Here is a 16,813-nt window from a genome sequence, read left to right as displayed (position 1 = left end):
CATGCTCCTTCGTTCTGTTTTCATGATAGCAAGCGTAGTTTTCACTTTGAGAATTACGCTTTTCTTACTGTCCGATTGATTGAAAAGTAACCTTGCTTCCAGTTGCCGTATAGATGAACAATTTCCCCTGCTTTGAATCGATGTGGAAATGAACCTTTCCTTAATGGAGTCACTTTTTTTACGGTTATCTCTTTGAAGCCAGTGTTGACCCTCAGCACTGTTACATGATTATACCGATGGTAATAAAACCGCTCTTTATATTCAGTAACCTCAATGATTTTTCCGCTCACGACCGCTTCTTCAGGAATGTCCTCCAGTTTGATCCATTCCTGAAAATTGGCATGCATTTCTTTTTTAGTCAACCAATAAAAATACGCAAGGACAATCGGAATCGCAATTGCTGTAACCATCCATGATCACCCTTATTTATGCTGTTTTTTGACAACAAAGAAACTTCCGGAAGAGTGAGCGATCTTTCTGCCGTCTGACCTGAATACATTCGCTTCAAGGACAACAGTACTTCTTCCTTTATGGATCAGCGTGGCTTTACAATGAAGGTTGTCGCCGATCCCTGGCGCAAGATAATGGATGTTAATCTGTGACGTGACAGCCGCGTAACCTTCTGGCAGCAGCTTATTCGCAAGTGTTCCCATAGCCGTGTCGAGTATTGTGGCAGTAAAACCGCCATGCACTATGCCAAGGGTATTATCGAGTACATTTGTAATCGGAATATCAATTTCACAAGTCTCATGATCGAGTCTTCTATCCATATGCAGGAGGCCGTCAATATACGTGCTGTTTTTTCCGCTAAATTTATTTTTCATTCCTGAAAGTACCGTTTTCAGGTCCTCAAGTTCATGCTCTCCTGATAACGAGATGCATTCGTCTAAAAGCTGCTGCAATTCTTTTTCCACTATACTATTACCTCTTTCTGAATGGCTCCATTCGTATGATTTCGAATGATTTATCATTATAGTAAAAAAGCCATCTTATAATCTGTTTTATATTTTAACACTTTGGCTCTTTTAAAGCACAAGGTTGACTTCTGAAATCCTTCACCAATCATGATGATTTTCATATGCTATTATAGGCATTTGTTACACTGTGAGGTGAAAGCTATGGTCAAAAAGAAACTCCATCCCTCTGTTGAAAAGTTCAAGGATTTCGTGAAAGCTCACCCAGAGCTCGTGCAGGAAGTCAGAAAGGGAAACACAACCTGGCAGGAGATGTACGAAGATTGGTACTTGCTTGGTGAGGATGACCCCAAATGGAATAACAAGAGCAATCATGAAAAGGACGAAGAAAGTGAAGAAAAGAAAACCGATTGGATTGGGACAATCATGGGTGCTGTTAAAAATATGGATCCCGAACAGGTTCAAGGACAAATCCATAACATAAGCCAGGCACTCGGGGCAATCCAGGGAGTCCTTTCACAATTCCAGGGAAGTAAAGGGGGACAACAGACACCTAATAGTTCAGGTCCTGCACATCCTTTCTCCTTCAGACAGGATTAGAATGGAGGCTAACAATGCGTAAAGATGTCATGGAGCAATTACGAAATAATAAAGAGTTGATAGAGTTCGTCCGAGCCCAGCCACACTGGTACAGGAAACTGAGCAGGGACCCAAGGGACATTTATTCTGCGCAGATCGCCGCGTTGCACCATTTTGAAAAAACGATCCCGCATAAGGTTCAAAAGTTCTCCAACAATGTCCAGATGGCATCGATGATGATGCATATGTTCTCAAGCATGAATTCGCAATCATGACAAAGCTTTCTTCTGATGAAGAAAGCTTTGCTGTTTTTTTGAAGGGGGACTATGCAGGCGTGCCAGGGCTTTCAGATGATGCCCTCTCGAAAATTTAGCTTTTCTGGCAGTTTCATGGTAAAATGAGGTTCGGAGGTGAGCCAGCATTGCTTGCTGTTACGTCAGAAAGAGTATTATTGTTGGAAGAAGCTGAACAGTTAGTCAGCATGATTTTAGAATCTGATATTGCCGAGTATTATCGGGAATGTTTATATAATGTTAAAAATAATCCTGAGACACAAAGGAAGGTTCGTGAATTTGTGGACTTGAAGGAACGATATGAAGAGGTTCAGCGTTTCGGAAAGTACCATCCTGACTACAAGGAAGTCATGGGGAAAATTAGGATTGTCAAAAGAGAGCTGGACATGGATGAGGTTATTGCCGAATTCAAAAAGGCAGAAAATGACTTACAGAGCCTGCTTGATGAGGTTAGTGTGATCATCGGCAGATCCGTCTCAGAGAGCGTAAAGGTTCCTACCGGAAATCCATTCTTCGAAAGCTCTTGCGGAGGCGGTTGCGGAAGCGGAGGAAGCTGTGGGTGCTCTGCCTAGGTCAACGACAGAAAGCATGGGGATCCCATGCTTTTTTCTTTTGATTTTAGCATTGTTTGAGCCCAATGATGATTTTAGACTGGATTAATGGGATTGATTATTGAAAAAACTGGTTTTTGTGTGCTAGACTAGTACAAAGCAAACGTTTACCGAAGGGGAAAAGAATATGATAGGACAGAGACAGGGAATCATCGTCTGGCTGTATTCATTAAAGCAAGCCAAGATGCTCAGAAGATTTGGAAATGTTCATTTTGTCTCGAAGAAATTGAAATATGCAGTCATATACTGTAATCTCGATGAGGCAGAAGCACTGATGGAAAAAATCAGTTCATATTCGTTTGTTAAAAAGGTGGAACCTTCCTATAAACCATTTTTAAAGATGGAATTCGAAAACTCTTCCCCTGATAAAGCAAAAGAATATGATTACAAGATGGGGATATAGAACTGTGCTGGCTTCGCATTAGTCAACAGAAAAAGGTGAGGGGGAACCCTCACCTTTTTTGATTTTTATATCAGTAATTATAGACTTTTTACACTTAGATTAGTGTCTAGCTCCAGCGCCTAGCTCCTCGAGGCGCTTGTACTTTTTGTTCTTTTCCTATGAGTCTATTGTAGAGGCGGAATATAGTGGTTCAGCCTTAAAATTCCAATAAGGTGCTGATAGTACAATTCTTTCTCGGCGAACATTGTTGATGGTTTCGCATCAAACTCTATGATCGTTTTGTCTAGTTCGGAAGCTAATTCAACAAACATGTCGTATCGTTTGTTCTTAAGCATATGAGGGTTTGGAATACCCTCCCTGCTAACATATAACGCCTGAAATTTCCCGGGGTGTGTCGGCTTTAGCACAACGACAAGGGAAGTTACATCCTTTTCATTTATTTTTGTATGGATTGCCATCAAGTGCATCAATCGATGCTCATTTGCCCTGGCGGTTTCTATCAATTCGTAAAGATCTGAATATCCTTCTCCAAGCTCGATAAAACGTTGAATCAATCTGAATTACCCCTTCCAACTTATCTTCCATCATACTTTACCATTTGTGGTCAAGAATTTGAAGCGTTTGTCAGACTCGATTTTTTCTATAAATTTTTAATAATTTATCTTACTCTCGAGCTTTGTATTTGCTATTTTATATTAGTAGAGAGATTGGAGAGTATTTCAATGAAGAATGTTTCTTTCCTGTTGACCACAGGATTATTCATGATTATTTGCGCAGCTGTCATTTGGCAATGGAGCGCTTTTCAACAAAATAACGACATACCAGCTAAACGGGAGGGAGATATATCTCTCATTGTAACGGTGAAGGTGGAACAGGATGGGATTCAAGTAAAGCAGACATTTGATAACCTCGATATTAACCAGCAATATCAGGCAGTCATCCCGTCACAGGCTATAGAGGTTAAATGCACAGATGCAGAGGGGAATACATGCCATGAAGAAAATAAGCCTAAAGGGGATAAGATGCATTTTGAATTCACATTAACATCTGGCCCCGGACTTTCGATGCTATTGAATGATTGGATGATTATTCTGAAGGATGCAACAATCAAAAAGACGAGAATCCAGTTAGCAGACCAATATTTTAAAAGGGGTACATGGTCCGCCGGACTCCCTTTGAAAGGCTATAAGCAAACGGAGTCGCTGCACTATTATGTTTTTGAAGGAGAGAATTCATCTCCTTCGCTATATTGGCAAGAGAAGCCCCTTATCAAACTAACAGGGCAAAAGGGAATCGACTATTATACAGCTAAAAAGGATCAGGTTATATACAAATTTGACAGTCTAGAGACTTTCTCTGACAACCACCTAGCTGTAGTGATCATCGATGGAAAAAGGACTGTCCGGGGTAACGGCCTCCTGTTGGCAGGGAACGAGTTGACTGATAAAGAGTTTGAACAAGACTTGGCAGTGGCATTTTTGTCTTCGAAGTTTGGAACAGAAGAGTGGATTCTTGAGGCATTGGCTTCAATGGTAACAAAGCAGGAACCAGAAAATGAAAAGAGCAGGGCAATGGTTGAAGAGTTGGAAAAAAAATTTGACTTCACAAGAAATAGCTGCCTTTATCAGCTTCTCTTCCAAACAAGGTCACCTTAATGGCAACTCGCTTGATGGGTATTTGTCTTCAATCAAAGGGATGAAATCGGACTTCTTTTCGATGAACAGCCAAAATAGGTCAGGGATTTCCCCATTACTTTTTAAAGACGCAAGAAGCGTAATAGTGAATGAAGATGAAAAAGAAGAACTAGCAGCTGTCATTAAAGGAGATCAATACCTGTTTCCTTTAGTGCCTACTATGAATGCTTTAGGCTATAAAACTACAATAGGACCTGATTCATCAACACTGGAAATTTCATCTGCAAACAATACTTATTACTTTAACGTAAAGAATAAAACATTCATTCATGGAGGCCAAACCTTTGGGCTTCTTGAGAGCCCATTCCAGAACCTGAATGGGGATTTGTATATAGAAAAGCATTGGATCAATGCAATTTTTAAAGTGCGGGTTTCGGAAAGTGAGGAATCGATCACTCTTGGTTTATAGGTTTTATAAAACCTATAATAGGCAAAAAAAAAAGCCCTGCAGTTTCTGCAGGGTCCTTCTATATCCCTTCAAAGGATAGAAGGCAAAGGGAGAGGAGAAACCGGAGGAAGAACTTATGGGGAAACGTAAGTCTTCTCCGCGGTTGGCAACAACATCCTCAAATTGATGTTGTTAATCATCATTATTTCCACATTAGGAAGGGATATACACTTATTTGGTTAATTTTTTATATGTGTGGTAGGATAAGGTAGTAATTTACATAGTAAAAAAGCTACAAGATTGAGGAGTACATAACATGAGAGTTGTATCAGGTGATTTAAAGGGCCGTGTTTTGAAAGCGGTACCCGGAACTTCCACAAGACCTACCACTGATAAAGTGAAGGAAGCACTGTTCAATATGATTGGCCCTTATTTTACAGAAGGACTGGGCTTGGATTTATTCTCTGGAAGCGGTGGTCTTGGGATCGAAGCTCTTAGCAGAGGTCTGGATAAAGTCATTTTTGTCGATCGAGAAGGCAAGGCGATACATGTCATTAATGAAAACCTAAAGTCATGCGGGTTGGAAGAAAAGGCAGAAGTATACCGAAATGACGCTGTCAGGGCGTTGAAAGCAATTCAAAAAAGAGACTTAACTTTCGATTATATATTCCTGGACCCGCCCTATAAAAAACAACAGCTGGTCAAGCTGTTGGAAACGATCAATAAGGAGAGCCTTGTTCATCATGATGGTCTGATTGTCTGTGAGCATGCTTCTGATATCACTCTGCCAGAAAAGGTTGGAGGACTAGTACAGACAAGAAACGAAAAATATGGAATTATAGGAATTACTCTTTATAAAGTTGATGCAGTTGATGAGGAGGAAGTATAAGTGGCAAGAGTGGCTGTGTGTCCGGGCAGTTTCGACCCGGTTACATTGGGACATTTGGATATCATCACAAGAGCAGCAAAGGTATTCGATGAACTTTATGTAGTGGTTTTGAATAATTCTTCAAAGCAACCATTGTTTTCTGTAGAAGAAAGAATTGAACTTATTGAAAAAGTGACTAAGAGCATCCCGAATGTAAAGGTGGACTCCTTCCAGGGATTGTTGGTTGATTATGCAGAAAGCGTCAAGGCGGATGCGATTATCAGGGGCTTGCGGGCTGTTTCAGATTTTGAGTATGAAATGCAGATTACATCAATGAACAGAGTGTTGAGTGATAAAATAGAGACTTTCTTTATTATGACAAACAACCAGTATTCATTCTTGAGTTCAAGTATTGTAAAAGAGGTTGCAAAGTATGATGGGAATATCTCTGAATTAGTTCCGCCCGAAGTTGAAGAGGCTTTACTTGAAAAATTCCATAATGAAAAAGAGAAATAACGGGCAGAAATTTGCCCGTTATTTTTCTTTTAATATTCGATTTCCAAGTAACCATACATAAATAAGCAAACTGCCGATTGTAATTAGCGGCCCTGCAGTGGTGAGGATGTTATGCGCTGCTGCGAGGCGGCTGCCTTCCGAAGTAAGATATTCCATCACCGGCAAAGCATTGGATGGCTGCCCATCTTCAAAAAAACGTACATAAACCGGCTTCCATAAAATGAAAGCAAAGAATGCTGCAAAGATGCCGTGAATGATTCTTGCAAAAAAAGAAAGGCTGAAAGCGGATGTCTGTCTGGGCAAGAATGCTGGCAACCTGAGCCTGGACACTAAAACCGCTGAAGGCAAGGATAAAGCTGGTTATTACAGCCTGATGCATCAGCGTAGCATCCTGGATCTGGCTGGTCATCTGGCTGCCGAGAGTAATTTCGAAAAGTCCTGAAATGAATGGCAAGCTCAAGCTTTCTGTCATGCCGAGCATCATTAGCAAAATTTCAAGGAATTCAGCCAGGAATGCGGTGATGTGAAGATGGAATAATAGTTTGTTAATAACGGAGAATAAGATAATGAACCCGCCAATCATCAACAAGGTCTGTATGGAAGACATAACAGAGTCGCCCAGCAGTTTTCCGACCGGACGATTGTCCTTTAACCTTGTCCTGTGCAAAGCGGCAAACGCATCCCTGATCGTCAGGTTCCGTTCTTTTTCCTTTGTCGCATTTTCCTCACTTCTTCCATAGAACCTCATAATCAATCCAACGCTTATGTTTCCAAGGTAATGGGCAAGGGCCAGAATAACACCAAGTTGAACATTATAAAAGAACCCAACCGACACAGCACCAAAAATGAATAGAGGGTTAGAGGAATTAGTAAACGATACAAGCCGTTCTGCTTCGATTTTTGACAGCTGCCCTTCCTGGCGCATTCGTGCCGTCAGCTTTGCTCCTGCTGGGAAGCCGGAAGCCATACCCATTGCCCAGACAAAACCGCCAACACCCGGTACCCTGAACAGTGGCCTCATCAAGGGTTCCAATAAAACACCAATAAAACGCACGACACCGAATCCAATCAGCATTTCTGAAACGATGAAAAAAGGAAGGAGTGAGGGAAAGACAATTTCCCACCACATATTCAAGCCTCTAATCGAAGCATCAAAGGATTGCTGGGGAAAAGAAATGAGTGAAGCAGCCAGTAAAGTGACGGAGGCTGCAAGGAAAATTGTTTTTATTCTGGATTTAATCACCTAATATCCTCCTTCCTGCGGTCTTGCTGTGAAACTTTTTTAAATCAATGGTAAAATAGAAAGAAACTTACCAGAGGTGTTATTTTCCATATATCTTCCGATTCTATGTACCTTTCACTCCAGTTAGCCATATATCTGGAAGTGCTTGGTTAATTTCAATTCCATTCAGCTGATCCTTTTTGATTTGAAAAAATACATAAACAATGATTAGTTGTCAGCCTTGTCCTCATATAAATCAATATACTCGCTGAACTTCAAATTAGACCAAGTTTAGCTTTTACCCGAAAAAATCATGGTTTTAAGGGAGGAAAAAGCTTTGGCAAGCCCAAAGATAGGTTTAGCTCTAGGGTCAGGTGGAGCAAGGGGATTTGCCCATCTGGGTGTCATAAAAGTTTTAAGAGATGAAGGCATCCCGATCGATTTGATTGCCGGGAGCAGCATGGGGGCACTGGTAGCATCATTTTATGGTGCTGGCCTTGACGTTGATCGTCTCTATAAACTGTCGCGTGTGTTCAAAAGGAAATATTATCTTGATTTTACAGTCCCAAAGATGGGATTTATCGCTGGGAAAAGGGTGAAAGAACTTATCAGGATTTTTACCCATGGAAAAATGATCGAGGAACTGGATATCCCGATTGGCATTGTTGCGACAGACTTGATGTCAGGGGAGAAGGTAGTCTTTAAAAAAGGACCTGTGGCGGAAGCTGTTAGAGCCAGCATCGCGATTCCGGGTATTTTTGTTCCGGAAAAGCTGGATGGAAGGTTGTTCGTCGATGGAGGAGTTGTTGACCGGATTCCTGTTTCTGTTGCTAAGGAGATGGGAGCGGATATCGTTATTGCGGTTGATGTATCCAGCGTGAAGAAGAACGAGGATGTTACATCCATTTTCGATGTGATCATGCAGAGTATCGATATCATGCAAATGGAGCTGGTCTCAAATCGAGAGGTCGCTTCCGATGTAATGCTCAGGACTCCGGTCGAAATGTTTAACTCCAAAGCATTTACTAACATAGATGAAATCATTGCTATTGGAGAAGAAGAAGCAAAAAAACACATGGATAAGATAAAAAAGTGCATTGAACAATGGAAGGAGCCTCAATCAGAATGAGCAGAAAAAAGTCTATAGCTCTGTCTATATTGGCAGCTATATTATTAATAGCCACCGCTTTTTATTACTTGCCTTACTATGTTACCAAACCGGGTATGGCTAAGGAGCTGGAACCGATTGTAGAGGTTGAAGACGGCTACGATGAGGAAGGAAGCTTCATGCTTACGACAGTCAGGATGGGCAGAGCGAATATATATGCCTACATCATTGCAAAGCTGAGCAAATATCAGGAAATCTATCCTGTAGAAGATATCAGGGCGGATAATGAGTCAGATGAAGAATACAATATCCGGCAGCTGCACATGATGGATAATTCGAAAACATCAGCAATAGAGGTGGCCTATAAAAAAGCGGGTAAACAAGTTACTTACACCTACAAGGGAGTTTATGTGTTAAGGATAATGGAAGGGATGCCGGCTGAAGGCAAACTTATGCCAGGCGATCTGGTTTTTAAGGTAGATGAGAATGAATTTAATTCATCTGAAGAGTTCATTGAATATGTCAGTTCAAAAAAACCAGGTGATACAGTCGAGCTTTCCTATCAGCGGAATGGCAAGACAAATTCAGTTAAAATACCTTTAAAGGCACTAGATGATGGAAGCGGCCGTCCGGTAGTAGGCATTCAGCTTGTCGATGACAAAGAAATTGACGTTGAGCCAGATGTAACAGTCCAATCTGAAGAAATCGGTGGACCATCTGCTGGACTTATGTTCTCACTGGAAATCTATAATCAATTGATTGAGGAAGATTTGACAAAAGGGTATGAAATTGCCGGAACAGGAACAATGAGTACTGATGGAACAGTCGGAAGAATTGGCGGAATCCAGCAAAAAGTAGTAGCTGCAGATAAAGCGGGGGCTGAAATCTTCTTTGCTCCATTCGAAAAAGGGACCAAGGGTTCGAATTACGAAGAAGCGGTGATCGCCGCTGAAGATATTGAGACGAAAATGAAAATTGTCCCGGTGGATACGTTTGATGAAGCTGTATCCTATCTGGAGAATCTAAAAGAAAAATCAAGCTGAAAATAGCTTGATTTTTCTTTTTGCTAATAGTTATGTAACCAACAGTTCTAGCTGTATTTCAACATGATTGGCGGCCTGGAGAATTCCTCCGCAAGCAGTTCTTGCTGCCCGTCACCTGTTTGCCCAAGAGCATAAATCCTTGAAGCTTTGACATCCAATTCGATGTCAGGGTCAGTGAAAGCAGAAAGTTTTGCAACAAGCGGCAGACTAAAATCTTTTTTCTTTTGGTTCAGGTAAGAGCGTCCCTTTTCTGTTGCGCCCAAAAGACGTAAATAACTCACAGTTCTTCGGCTCGTTTTCATGGTTTCCTTTCGTGTATTGGTTAAAATATGAAGGCAGACTCTCTGTAGCCTTGTCCATGTATAACGCTTTGTTTTAATATTTTCCATGAATTGTTGGAATGATTCTGAGGAAGCAGCAGCGGCAAGTAATCTGTTTTCTAGTCCTTCTTCTACTTCATAGAAGCCCCTTAATTCTGCTGGAGTGCTTTGTAGCAATTTATACTTCAATAAAGGCCAGTAATTTTCCCATGAATGGAAACCGCCATATTGATTCCTGTAGCTTGTAAGCTGTTCGTAAGTCGCTTCTGGTACGTATTGCTTAATATTCTCTATTTCTCCTGCCGTTCCGAATAAGGCTTTGCGTATGCTCGTAGCGCTGGCTATTGTGGCGGAGGCAAAATGCTCATCATGGTAACCTGCACTTTTTCTAGTGATCGTTTCGGCTTTCATTGAACTTTTTTGCCTGATGACCGCCTGTATGTAATGAAGTCCTAGGATGTTATTCGGTCTTGAAATATCGATAAAGCTTTCATCTGGTGCAAGATACTGGAAACTAAGGGCGATTGATTTAGGGTAACTATATCCTTCTCTAGTGTATTGTCTTATTTTTTCCTGGAATACCTCATTATTCTCATCAAGAAAAACGACCGTTTTATTAAAGGCCTCCAAATCACCTGATTCACTTCCAAAACAAAGAGTATCGCAACCAGCAGCAGAAAGAATCGATACCGCCCCTTCTGCAAAAGTTTCCGCATGCTGTGTCGCAAAACGGTAAGGAAGCTCAAACACGATGTCAACACCTGCTTCGAGAGCCATTTTTGTCCTTGCCCATTTTGAAACAAGTGCAGGCTCTCCGCGCTGAAGGAAGTTTCCACTCATCGCAGCAATAGAAATATCTGCACCAGATTGTTCTTTTGCCTGTTGAAGGTGGAATAAATGGCCATTATGGAAAGGATTATATTCAACAACGACGCCAACTGCTTTCATTCTTGCACTCCTTCATGTTAAGATGGTTATTGCATTGTCTTGAAGTTTAATTTAAAGTAATTAAGTAAATTATAGTGTAAAGAAAAAATTTACACAATAAATCCGGAAAAACCATATATATCACAAGGTTTCATCATCCGACTTTTCGCCTTTGACCACACTTTGACCACGGGAGAGTATTTCGTCCATTAAATTACTTGCTTCCTCTTGACGTTCATCATATACATCGGTATAAATATTAAGAGCAATAGACGCATCGGAGTGCCCCAAGCGTTCCGATACTAACTTAGGACTCATACCTCTATCCATTAGGATTGTGGTGTGGGTCCTTCTTATGTCATGGAATCGAATTAACGGTAGATCCAGGTCAAGGCATATCTTTTTCATGATATATCGAAGTGTGTAAGGAATAACTAATTTTCCCTTCTTGGTCCTGAAAACTAAATCATCTGACGTATTCTTGCTGAATTTCCTGTGATTGTTAAATTCCTCAATTAAAGGGTCTGTAATTGGAATAACACGTTCGGAGGACTCTGTTTTCGGTGGTCCAATGACATACTGACCTTCCTTCAAAGTTAAGCTGTGACGGACATAGATTTTCTTTTTCTCAAAGTCTATATCTGACCAGTGCAGCCCCAATACTTCCCCGATTCTCATTCCAGTGTAAAATGCTAAGTGATATGCCAAGTAATAATCAGCTCGGACTCTGGCCGCAGTTAAAAATGTTAAAGCTTGTTCAACAGACCAACTTTTTTGTTTTTGTTTCTGCATCTTTGGCTTTTTCACGTTCGTTACCGGATTATCGCGAAGCAATTCCAATTCAACAGCTTTTTTAAAAATTGAGCCGATGATCGTGCCCACATAAGCTATATACTTCTTGGATAATCCTGCATCTTTCAGCTGCATGTAAAAATTGTGTATGTGCATGGCTTTGATGTCCTTAATATCCTTATTGCCGAACACAGGTATGATTCTGGCTCCTAATGCACGTTTATAAGAATATATTGTGCTTTCCCGGACTTCTCCCTTCTTGTTGGCCATCCACAGTTCTGATAGCTCCTGGAAGGTCATTTTATCAAACTTTATAAACTCTCCTTTTTCGACTTCTGCTAAGGCAAGTGTAAGGGCTGCTTGAGCTTCCTTTTTGGTACGAAAGCCACCCTTTGATACCTCTGTTCGTTCATTTGTAATTGGATCCCTAATGTGGAAGCGATACTGATAAGAATTTCCTCTTTTTCTTATACTGCCTTTCATATATTCCGTACCTCCCAAATAATGTTTGTCAAATCTTAGTTGAAGTGATACAATCATACCATAAAAACACGAACGGATGTTCTTATTTAAAGCAGAACAAATTGTTACAATTTTAAATCTAAATAACATTTTTTATTTATTTAGACAAAATTCGACTTAATTAGCATTTCTGACGTGGTATTATTTCGACATAAAGACCGAGACCTAAAGGGTGCGGATAAGTCGATGATAGGCCTAACGCCTACCATTTTTGGTACCCACTTCAATGATTTCGTATAGTTCCATGACACTGACATCGAGGACAGCAGCGACATTCAAAGCAGTTTCAAACGACATCTTTTTCTTGTCGTTCACATATTTGCTTATCTGTTGTCTGGAGACTCCAAGCCGGTTCGCCAACTGTTGTATGTTCATGCCTTTTACCTTTAGGATATCTCGAAGCAGGCACCTTCCGACTTTGACCGTCAAAAGACACCATTCCCCCGCATTAAAATATCTAAGGAGTTGGATCGTGTTGATTAAAAAAGAAATTAAGTTAGAACAGTTACTGGCTAAAATCCTAAAAAAAGAAGAACAAAAAAATTCGACTACCTCAAAAAGGTAGTTATTTTTTTAAGCCTCGTTTAACTTTTAGGTACGTTACTATGTCATTTAATTCATCATCAGATAATGGTTTGCCCTCGAACTTTAAATTGTATTTCTCTTTTATGTCATCGAGCGACAGGTCTAAATCCCTTAGAAATTCTTCTTCGTTGCTGGTTAATTCTTCTGTATCTACCTCATCCAAAAAATAACTAGCCTTTACTTCGAAATAATTTGCCAATAATTCAATGGTCTCTAAACTCGGTACCTTTTGCCCGTTTTCAAGCCTGGACAAATGGCTGTAATTCATGTTTATTTCCTCACCTAGTTCTCGCAAGGATAGACCTTTTCTTTGCCTGAGTTCCTTTATTCTAGATCCTAAATAACTCATTCATACCACACCTCCTATTGTCCTTTAGGACAACTTGTCATAGTAACAATAGCACACAAGATACAGGTATATTGTTGACGATTAGACAACAAACTATGCATACAAATAAAAAAATATAAAAAAATGTTGACCTATTGCACAACATGCATTAATATAAAGTCATAAGTTGACCTAAAGACAACAAAACAAAGTCAACAAAAAAATTTTAAGCAAATGTTGTCTAAAAGACAACTTATACGAAGGGAGGATAAAGAATGGTTCAAGAATATCCAGCATTGCTAAACGCTAAGCATGTATCGGAAATCTTGGGTGTTAGCTTGCGTCACGCTTATGAGTTGATGGAGCAAAATGATTTTCCGTTGGTACGCATCGGAAGAACCAAACGAGTTATCAAAGATGATTTGGTCACTTGGATTAATAAGCATAAAAAGGAGGCATGAAAATGAAAATCATCGACCAGCGCATTGCTTACTACACTCGTAAGGTTGCTGAACGTGTATCACATCATCCAGCAAAAGTTTTACCAGCTAAATATACTTACCGTAACTATCGCTTAATGCTTTATAAGAGATTGATGCATCAGCAAATAAAGGCTGCAGGTTACTAAGGCTGAATAAGCCTTTCTCTTTTAGCCAGGTGGCGAAAATTGATGAACGAAATTGGTTCTAACTTTAAAAGGGGTGAATACTGAATGAGATTGGCCCATAAAGAAACCAATGAAAATTATGAGTGGGGTTGGGCAGCAATCGCTTATGGAATTATGGCACTGGTCGTGATCCTCGGGTTATTCGTTTCAAATTGACCAATGTAGTTCACTAAGAAAGGATGATGAGGGATGAAATGTATTTGTGGTCGTGATTTGGAAGAAGAAGTAAAAGGAATTGTCACAAAATATAAAGATAAAAGTATCATTATCAATGATGTGCCTTACTTCATCTGTCATTTTGGACATATAAGAATGGCGAGAACAACAAGAAAATCAGTAAAAACGTTATTGGAAAAAGCGTATGAAGAAGGTAATACAGAAATTGATTTTACAGCGTAGTTCGAAGAAATCGACTTTAAAGGAGGTGAGTAGAACGAACGCAGCTGAAGCTAGGAAACTATCAAATGATAATGCACCAAAATTGGTTGATAAATTATTCAATGAAGCTGTTACAAAACTTGATGAAAAGATAAAAATTAGTGCTGCAAATGGTAATTATAATGCAAATCTAATAATTAATTCATCAAAGGATATTATGGATAAGGTTATTCAAAGGTTAGAAAGCCATTATCAAAATGAGGGCTATGAAGTGAAAGTTCGAGGCCTATGGTTGGAAAAAATGTTCATGGTTTCATGGCAAAAATAAATCCCACCAGCTGCAACTGATGGGAACCTGAAGAATACTTGTACAACTTCAGTTTATGCAAGAAATTACAAAATATCAACTGGAGGTTAAAAAATGCCTTATTTCGAAAGCAAGGATAGGACGGTATTCAGTCCTGTGGATGAAAGACTCCAGACGATTTACAACTGGTTAGAAAAACATCATAAAACAATCGGCGGAAGTACCCTTTTTGATGAAATTGCAGATGAGCTTGAACGCCTGGATCAAGAGCTGAGCAAAAAAGAAGGGGAACCAAAATGATTAAAGTCGAAATATGGACAACAGAAGGGGAATGTTACCCTCAAAACGCAAAAATGTCACTGAAAGATATCCAAAAATTCGTTGAGTTGATTAAGAAATACAAAGTTTTCATCGATGGAGAATTTCATGAGTTTTCTTATGCTACCTACCATCCACAAGATGAAGTGTTTGAAATAGCGGTTAAGTAAATGAAATCAAATATCCAATATCTCATTTATCGATATATCTCTTACTGTTTTGATGAACTTGGAGTGATACCAAGCGAGGATGAAGTTTATCTCAGGTTCCAAAAACATTTCGATAATGGAACTCCATTCGAGATTGTGGAAGAAGAGATTCGTAACTTCATAGCCGTCCACAATATGAAAGATATCGAGATTCGTTGGGAGGGGAAACTGTTTGGAAATCATATTGGACGAGCTGATTAGGGCGCAGAAATACCACAAAAGACAGCTGCAAGATAATCTTGATGACATTCGACGGAAAGAAGAATCGATTGTATTGCTAAAGGAAGCCAATGAAAAGCATATTTCAATTGTGGAAGCCATTGATAAGCATATCGAAAAATTGAAAGCGGAAAGTGGTGATTAACCATTGAAATTCCATGAATCACACACTGGAATGTTCGGTATCTGGAGTGATGTATCTCGCCAATTTGTATTTGGAATACAGGAACCAAGTAAAACAAAAGCATGGAACGCCTTGTATAAAAGGATTGGGAACAATGCCCGGAAGTGGCGTTGGGTAGCAAAGCCGATTCGTCAAAGGGATGCTCATATGTTCAGGCAGGGCTTGATTATAAGGGAGGTGAAATGAATGGAACTAACAAACGGAGCTCAAATCACGAAAAGTAAGAAGGCCAAAATCATCATCTATTCAAAGCCTGGGGATGGTAAGACAACATTAGCAGGTCTGCTGCCGGGAAGAACATTGGTACTTGATATCGATGGAACCAGCCAGGTGTTATCCGGATATGAAAATGTCGATGTCGCAAAAATTAACGTAGATGATCCACATGATAGCATTCTAAAATTCTATGCATTTGCAAAAGGGAACATCACGAAATACGACAATATTTTCGTGGACAACCTTACTCATTATCAGAAGCTGTGGCTAATGAACAAAGGTGAAAAAACTAAAAGCGGAATGCCTGAATTAAAGGACTATGCGTTGTTCGATAATCACTTGCTAAAAGTTGTTGAAACTTTTAATGGATTGGATGCAAATGTCATCTACACTGCTTGGGAAACTACTCGAAGTATTGTCCATGATGACGGCCAGCAATATAACCAATTTATCCCGGATATCCGAGATAAGATTGTCAACCACGTTATGGGCATTGTTCATGTGGTTGCTCGATTGATTCGCAAAGCAGACGGTACCAGAGGATTTATTCTTGAAGGCAATCAGAGCATCTTTGCTAAGAATCACCTTGATGACCGCAAAGGTTGCGTGCAAGAGGAATTAATAATGCCATCCACAAAAAATGAAGCAGGGGGAAATTAATAATGTCATTCTTTAAATTCGATGAAGAAAAAGCAAGTTCTGGATTTGAGTTAGTCGCGGAAGGTAAGTATGAAGCTGTGATCGTGAATGCTGAGGCTGGTCAAACTCAAGCCGGCAAACCGAAAATGTCTGTTGATTTTGAAATTCGCAGTGATGTTCCACAAGCTCACCAAGGTGCAAAAGTTCTTTATAACACATTTACTTTTGAACACGAGGTTGCTGTAAAAATCGTCAACTCTTTGTTGAAAGCTTGCGGGTTCCCAAATGGTCATCCATTCAGTTCTGCTGATGATATGGCGAAGCAGCTTATCAACAAAAACCTGAAAATCACGGTTAAGCATGAAGAATATGAAAAAGTTGTTGATGGCGTTAAGGAAAAACGTACAGCTGCTAAGGCAAAATACTACGATGCATCTGACGTGACTCCAGCAATGCAGGCTGGAAGTGTAGCGATCAGCGATGAAGATTGCCCGTTCTAAATAAAACTAAATAGAGAAGTTGGTTTTGGCCGGCTTCTCTTTTTTATACCCAAAATAGAGAAA

Annotated in this window: 28 protein-coding genes and 1 pseudogene; 21 read left to right on the top strand and 8 right to left on the bottom strand. The window is 40.0% G+C overall.

Going from position 1 to position 16,813, the window contains the following annotated elements; translation table 11 throughout:
* Nucleotides 1–53: 53 nt before the first annotated feature.
* Both LC048_RS13865 and LC048_RS13860 read right to left on the bottom strand, forming a co-directional pair.
* A complete protein-coding gene (locus tag LC048_RS13865) occupies nucleotides 54–410 on the bottom strand; it encodes a hypothetical protein (RefSeq protein ID WP_226600438.1) in 357 nt (118 codons plus the stop codon).
* A gap of 12 nt (nucleotides 411–422) precedes the next feature.
* Complete coding sequence (locus tag LC048_RS13860) at nucleotides 423–914, bottom strand: PaaI family thioesterase (protein ID WP_226600439.1); 492 nt, start codon at nucleotides 912–914, stop codon at nucleotides 423–425.
* 204 nt (nucleotides 915–1,118) lie between these two features.
* Between LC048_RS13860 and LC048_RS13855 the strand changes: the two genes are divergently transcribed.
* The 4 genes from LC048_RS13855 (at nucleotide 1,119) to LC048_RS13840 (ending at nucleotide 2,800) form a co-directional block, all read left to right on the top strand.
* Entirely contained in the window at nucleotides 1,119–1,514 is a 396-nt protein-coding gene (locus LC048_RS13855; protein WP_306047951.1) for a YlbD family protein, read from the top strand.
* A gap of 14 nt (nucleotides 1,515–1,528) precedes the next feature.
* Nucleotides 1,529–1,768 (top strand): YlbE-like family protein, encoded by a 240-nt coding sequence (locus tag LC048_RS13850; RefSeq protein WP_226600441.1) that lies wholly within the window; start codon nucleotides 1,529–1,531, stop codon nucleotides 1,766–1,768.
* A 122-nt stretch (nucleotides 1,769–1,890) separates the two neighbouring features.
* Entirely contained in the window at nucleotides 1,891–2,358 is a 468-nt protein-coding gene (locus tag LC048_RS13845) for a YlbF/YmcA family competence regulator (RefSeq protein WP_371931903.1), read from the top strand.
* Between the two features lie 166 nt (nucleotides 2,359–2,524).
* Nucleotides 2,525–2,800, top strand: coding sequence for a YlbG family protein (locus LC048_RS13840; RefSeq protein WP_102262083.1), 276 nt, complete (start codon nucleotides 2,525–2,527; stop codon nucleotides 2,798–2,800).
* Nucleotides 2,801–2,964: 164 nt separating this feature from the next.
* Here LC048_RS13840 and LC048_RS13835 read toward each other — a convergent pair whose 3' ends face one another.
* Nucleotides 2,965–3,354 carry a DUF7147 family protein gene (locus LC048_RS13835; protein ID WP_226600443.1) on the bottom strand — a complete coding sequence of 130 codons (390 nt, stop codon included), beginning with the start codon at nucleotides 3,352–3,354 and terminating at the stop codon, nucleotides 2,965–2,967.
* Nucleotides 3,355–3,522: 168 nt separating this feature from the next.
* Between LC048_RS13835 and LC048_RS13830 the strand changes: the two genes are divergently transcribed.
* The 4 genes from LC048_RS13830 (at nucleotide 3,523) to coaD (ending at nucleotide 6,266) form a co-directional block, all read left to right on the top strand.
* Nucleotides 3,523–4,455: a hypothetical protein gene (locus LC048_RS13830; RefSeq protein ID WP_306047950.1), complete on the top strand. Its 933-nt coding sequence runs from the start codon at nucleotides 3,523–3,525 to the stop codon at nucleotides 4,453–4,455.
* The gene (locus tag LC048_RS13825) at nucleotides 4,376–4,903 is read left to right on the top strand and encodes a stalk domain-containing protein (RefSeq protein WP_306047949.1); all 528 of its coding nucleotides are present in this window, start codon (nucleotides 4,376–4,378) and stop codon (nucleotides 4,901–4,903) included. The genes LC048_RS13830 and LC048_RS13825 overlap by 80 nt, the downstream gene beginning before the upstream one ends.
* A gap of 295 nt (nucleotides 4,904–5,198) precedes the next feature.
* Entirely contained in the window at nucleotides 5,199–5,771 is a 573-nt protein-coding gene (rsmD, locus tag LC048_RS13820; protein ID WP_226600445.1) for a 16S rRNA (guanine(966)-N(2))-methyltransferase RsmD, read from the top strand.
* Nucleotides 5,772–6,266 carry a pantetheine-phosphate adenylyltransferase gene (gene coaD, locus LC048_RS13815; RefSeq protein ID WP_226600446.1) on the top strand — a complete coding sequence of 165 codons (495 nt, stop codon included), beginning with the start codon at nucleotides 5,772–5,774 and terminating at the stop codon, nucleotides 6,264–6,266.
* An 18-nt stretch (nucleotides 6,267–6,284) separates the two neighbouring features.
* Here the strand turns inward: coaD and ylbJ are convergent.
* A pseudogene (gene ylbJ / locus LC048_RS13810) lies at nucleotides 6,285–7,509 on the bottom strand (sporulation integral membrane protein YlbJ).
* A 292-nt stretch (nucleotides 7,510–7,801) separates the two neighbouring features.
* Here ylbJ and LC048_RS13805 point away from each other — a divergent pair.
* Nucleotides 7,802–8,617: a patatin-like phospholipase family protein gene (locus LC048_RS13805; RefSeq protein ID WP_306047948.1), complete on the top strand. Its 816-nt coding sequence runs from the start codon at nucleotides 7,802–7,804 to the stop codon at nucleotides 8,615–8,617.
* Complete coding sequence (locus LC048_RS13800; RefSeq protein ID WP_306047947.1) at nucleotides 8,614–9,639, top strand: SepM family pheromone-processing serine protease; 1,026 nt, start codon at nucleotides 8,614–8,616, stop codon at nucleotides 9,637–9,639. Before LC048_RS13805 ends, LC048_RS13800 begins: the two co-directional genes overlap by 4 nt.
* A gap of 47 nt (nucleotides 9,640–9,686) precedes the next feature.
* Here the strand turns inward: LC048_RS13800 and LC048_RS13795 are convergent, their stop codons facing one another.
* The 4 genes from LC048_RS13795 to LC048_RS13780 all read right to left on the bottom strand — a co-directional run bounded on the left by LC048_RS13795 (nucleotide 9,687) and on the right by LC048_RS13780 (nucleotide 13,134).
* Nucleotides 9,687–10,907, bottom strand: a complete 1,221-nt coding sequence (locus tag LC048_RS13795; RefSeq protein WP_226600450.1) for a nucleotidyltransferase — start codon at nucleotides 10,905–10,907, stop codon at nucleotides 9,687–9,689.
* Nucleotides 10,908–11,027: 120 nt separating this feature from the next.
* Entirely contained in the window at nucleotides 11,028–12,161 is a 1,134-nt protein-coding gene (locus LC048_RS13790; protein ID WP_226600451.1) for a tyrosine-type recombinase/integrase, read from the bottom strand.
* A gap of 234 nt (nucleotides 12,162–12,395) precedes the next feature.
* On the bottom strand, nucleotides 12,396–12,629 hold the full coding sequence (locus LC048_RS13785) for a helix-turn-helix transcriptional regulator (protein WP_226600452.1): 234 nt from the start codon (nucleotides 12,627–12,629) through the stop codon (nucleotides 12,396–12,398).
* Nucleotides 12,630–12,765: 136 nt separating this feature from the next.
* Nucleotides 12,766–13,134: a helix-turn-helix domain-containing protein gene (locus LC048_RS13780; protein ID WP_226600453.1), complete on the bottom strand. Its 369-nt coding sequence runs from the start codon at nucleotides 13,132–13,134 to the stop codon at nucleotides 12,766–12,768.
* Nucleotides 13,135–13,388: 254 nt separating this feature from the next.
* Here LC048_RS13780 and LC048_RS13775 point away from each other — a divergent pair, with 254 nt between their 5' ends.
* From LC048_RS13775 to LC048_RS13725, 11 genes are all read left to right on the top strand, one after another.
* A complete protein-coding gene (locus LC048_RS13775) occupies nucleotides 13,389–13,574 on the top strand; it encodes a helix-turn-helix transcriptional regulator (protein WP_226600454.1) in 186 nt (61 codons plus the stop codon).
* A gap of 2 nt (nucleotides 13,575–13,576) precedes the next feature.
* Complete coding sequence (locus LC048_RS13770; RefSeq protein WP_226600455.1) at nucleotides 13,577–13,741, top strand: hypothetical protein; 165 nt, start codon at nucleotides 13,577–13,579, stop codon at nucleotides 13,739–13,741.
* 228 nt (nucleotides 13,742–13,969) lie between these two features.
* Nucleotides 13,970–14,179 (top strand): hypothetical protein, encoded by a 210-nt coding sequence (locus tag LC048_RS13765; protein WP_226600456.1) that lies wholly within the window; start codon nucleotides 13,970–13,972, stop codon nucleotides 14,177–14,179.
* Nucleotides 14,142–14,486 carry a hypothetical protein gene (locus LC048_RS13760; RefSeq protein WP_226600457.1) on the top strand — a complete coding sequence of 115 codons (345 nt, stop codon included), beginning with the start codon at nucleotides 14,142–14,144 and terminating at the stop codon, nucleotides 14,484–14,486. Before LC048_RS13765 ends, LC048_RS13760 begins: the two co-directional genes overlap by 38 nt.
* A gap of 93 nt (nucleotides 14,487–14,579) precedes the next feature.
* Entirely contained in the window at nucleotides 14,580–14,765 is a 186-nt protein-coding gene (locus tag LC048_RS13755; RefSeq protein WP_226600458.1) for a hypothetical protein, read from the top strand.
* Nucleotides 14,762–14,953, top strand: coding sequence for a hypothetical protein (locus LC048_RS13750; RefSeq protein ID WP_226600459.1), 192 nt, complete (start codon nucleotides 14,762–14,764; stop codon nucleotides 14,951–14,953). The genes LC048_RS13755 and LC048_RS13750 overlap by 4 nt, the downstream gene beginning before the upstream one ends.
* Nucleotides 14,954–15,193, top strand: coding sequence for a hypothetical protein (locus LC048_RS13745; protein ID WP_226600460.1), 240 nt, complete (start codon nucleotides 14,954–14,956; stop codon nucleotides 15,191–15,193).
* Nucleotides 15,165–15,356 carry a hypothetical protein gene (locus LC048_RS13740; protein ID WP_226600461.1) on the top strand — a complete coding sequence of 64 codons (192 nt, stop codon included), beginning with the start codon at nucleotides 15,165–15,167 and terminating at the stop codon, nucleotides 15,354–15,356. Before LC048_RS13745 ends, LC048_RS13740 begins: the two co-directional genes overlap by 29 nt.
* 3 nt (nucleotides 15,357–15,359) lie before the next feature.
* Complete coding sequence (locus LC048_RS13735) at nucleotides 15,360–15,581, top strand: hypothetical protein (RefSeq protein WP_226600462.1); 222 nt, start codon at nucleotides 15,360–15,362, stop codon at nucleotides 15,579–15,581.
* Nucleotides 15,582–16,271: an AAA family ATPase gene (locus tag LC048_RS13730; protein ID WP_226600463.1), complete on the top strand. Its 690-nt coding sequence runs from the start codon at nucleotides 15,582–15,584 to the stop codon at nucleotides 16,269–16,271.
* A 2-nt stretch (nucleotides 16,272–16,273) separates the two neighbouring features.
* Nucleotides 16,274–16,750, top strand: a complete 477-nt coding sequence (locus tag LC048_RS13725) for a DUF669 domain-containing protein (RefSeq protein ID WP_226600464.1) — start codon at nucleotides 16,274–16,276, stop codon at nucleotides 16,748–16,750.
* Nucleotides 16,751–16,813: the final 63 nt, after the last annotated feature.

Source organism: Mesobacillus subterraneus, assembly GCF_020524355.2.
Lineage (GTDB): Bacteria > Bacillota > Bacilli > Bacillales > Cytobacillaceae > Mesobacillus > Mesobacillus subterraneus_C.
This window is presented reverse-complemented; position numbering and strand designations above follow the sequence as displayed.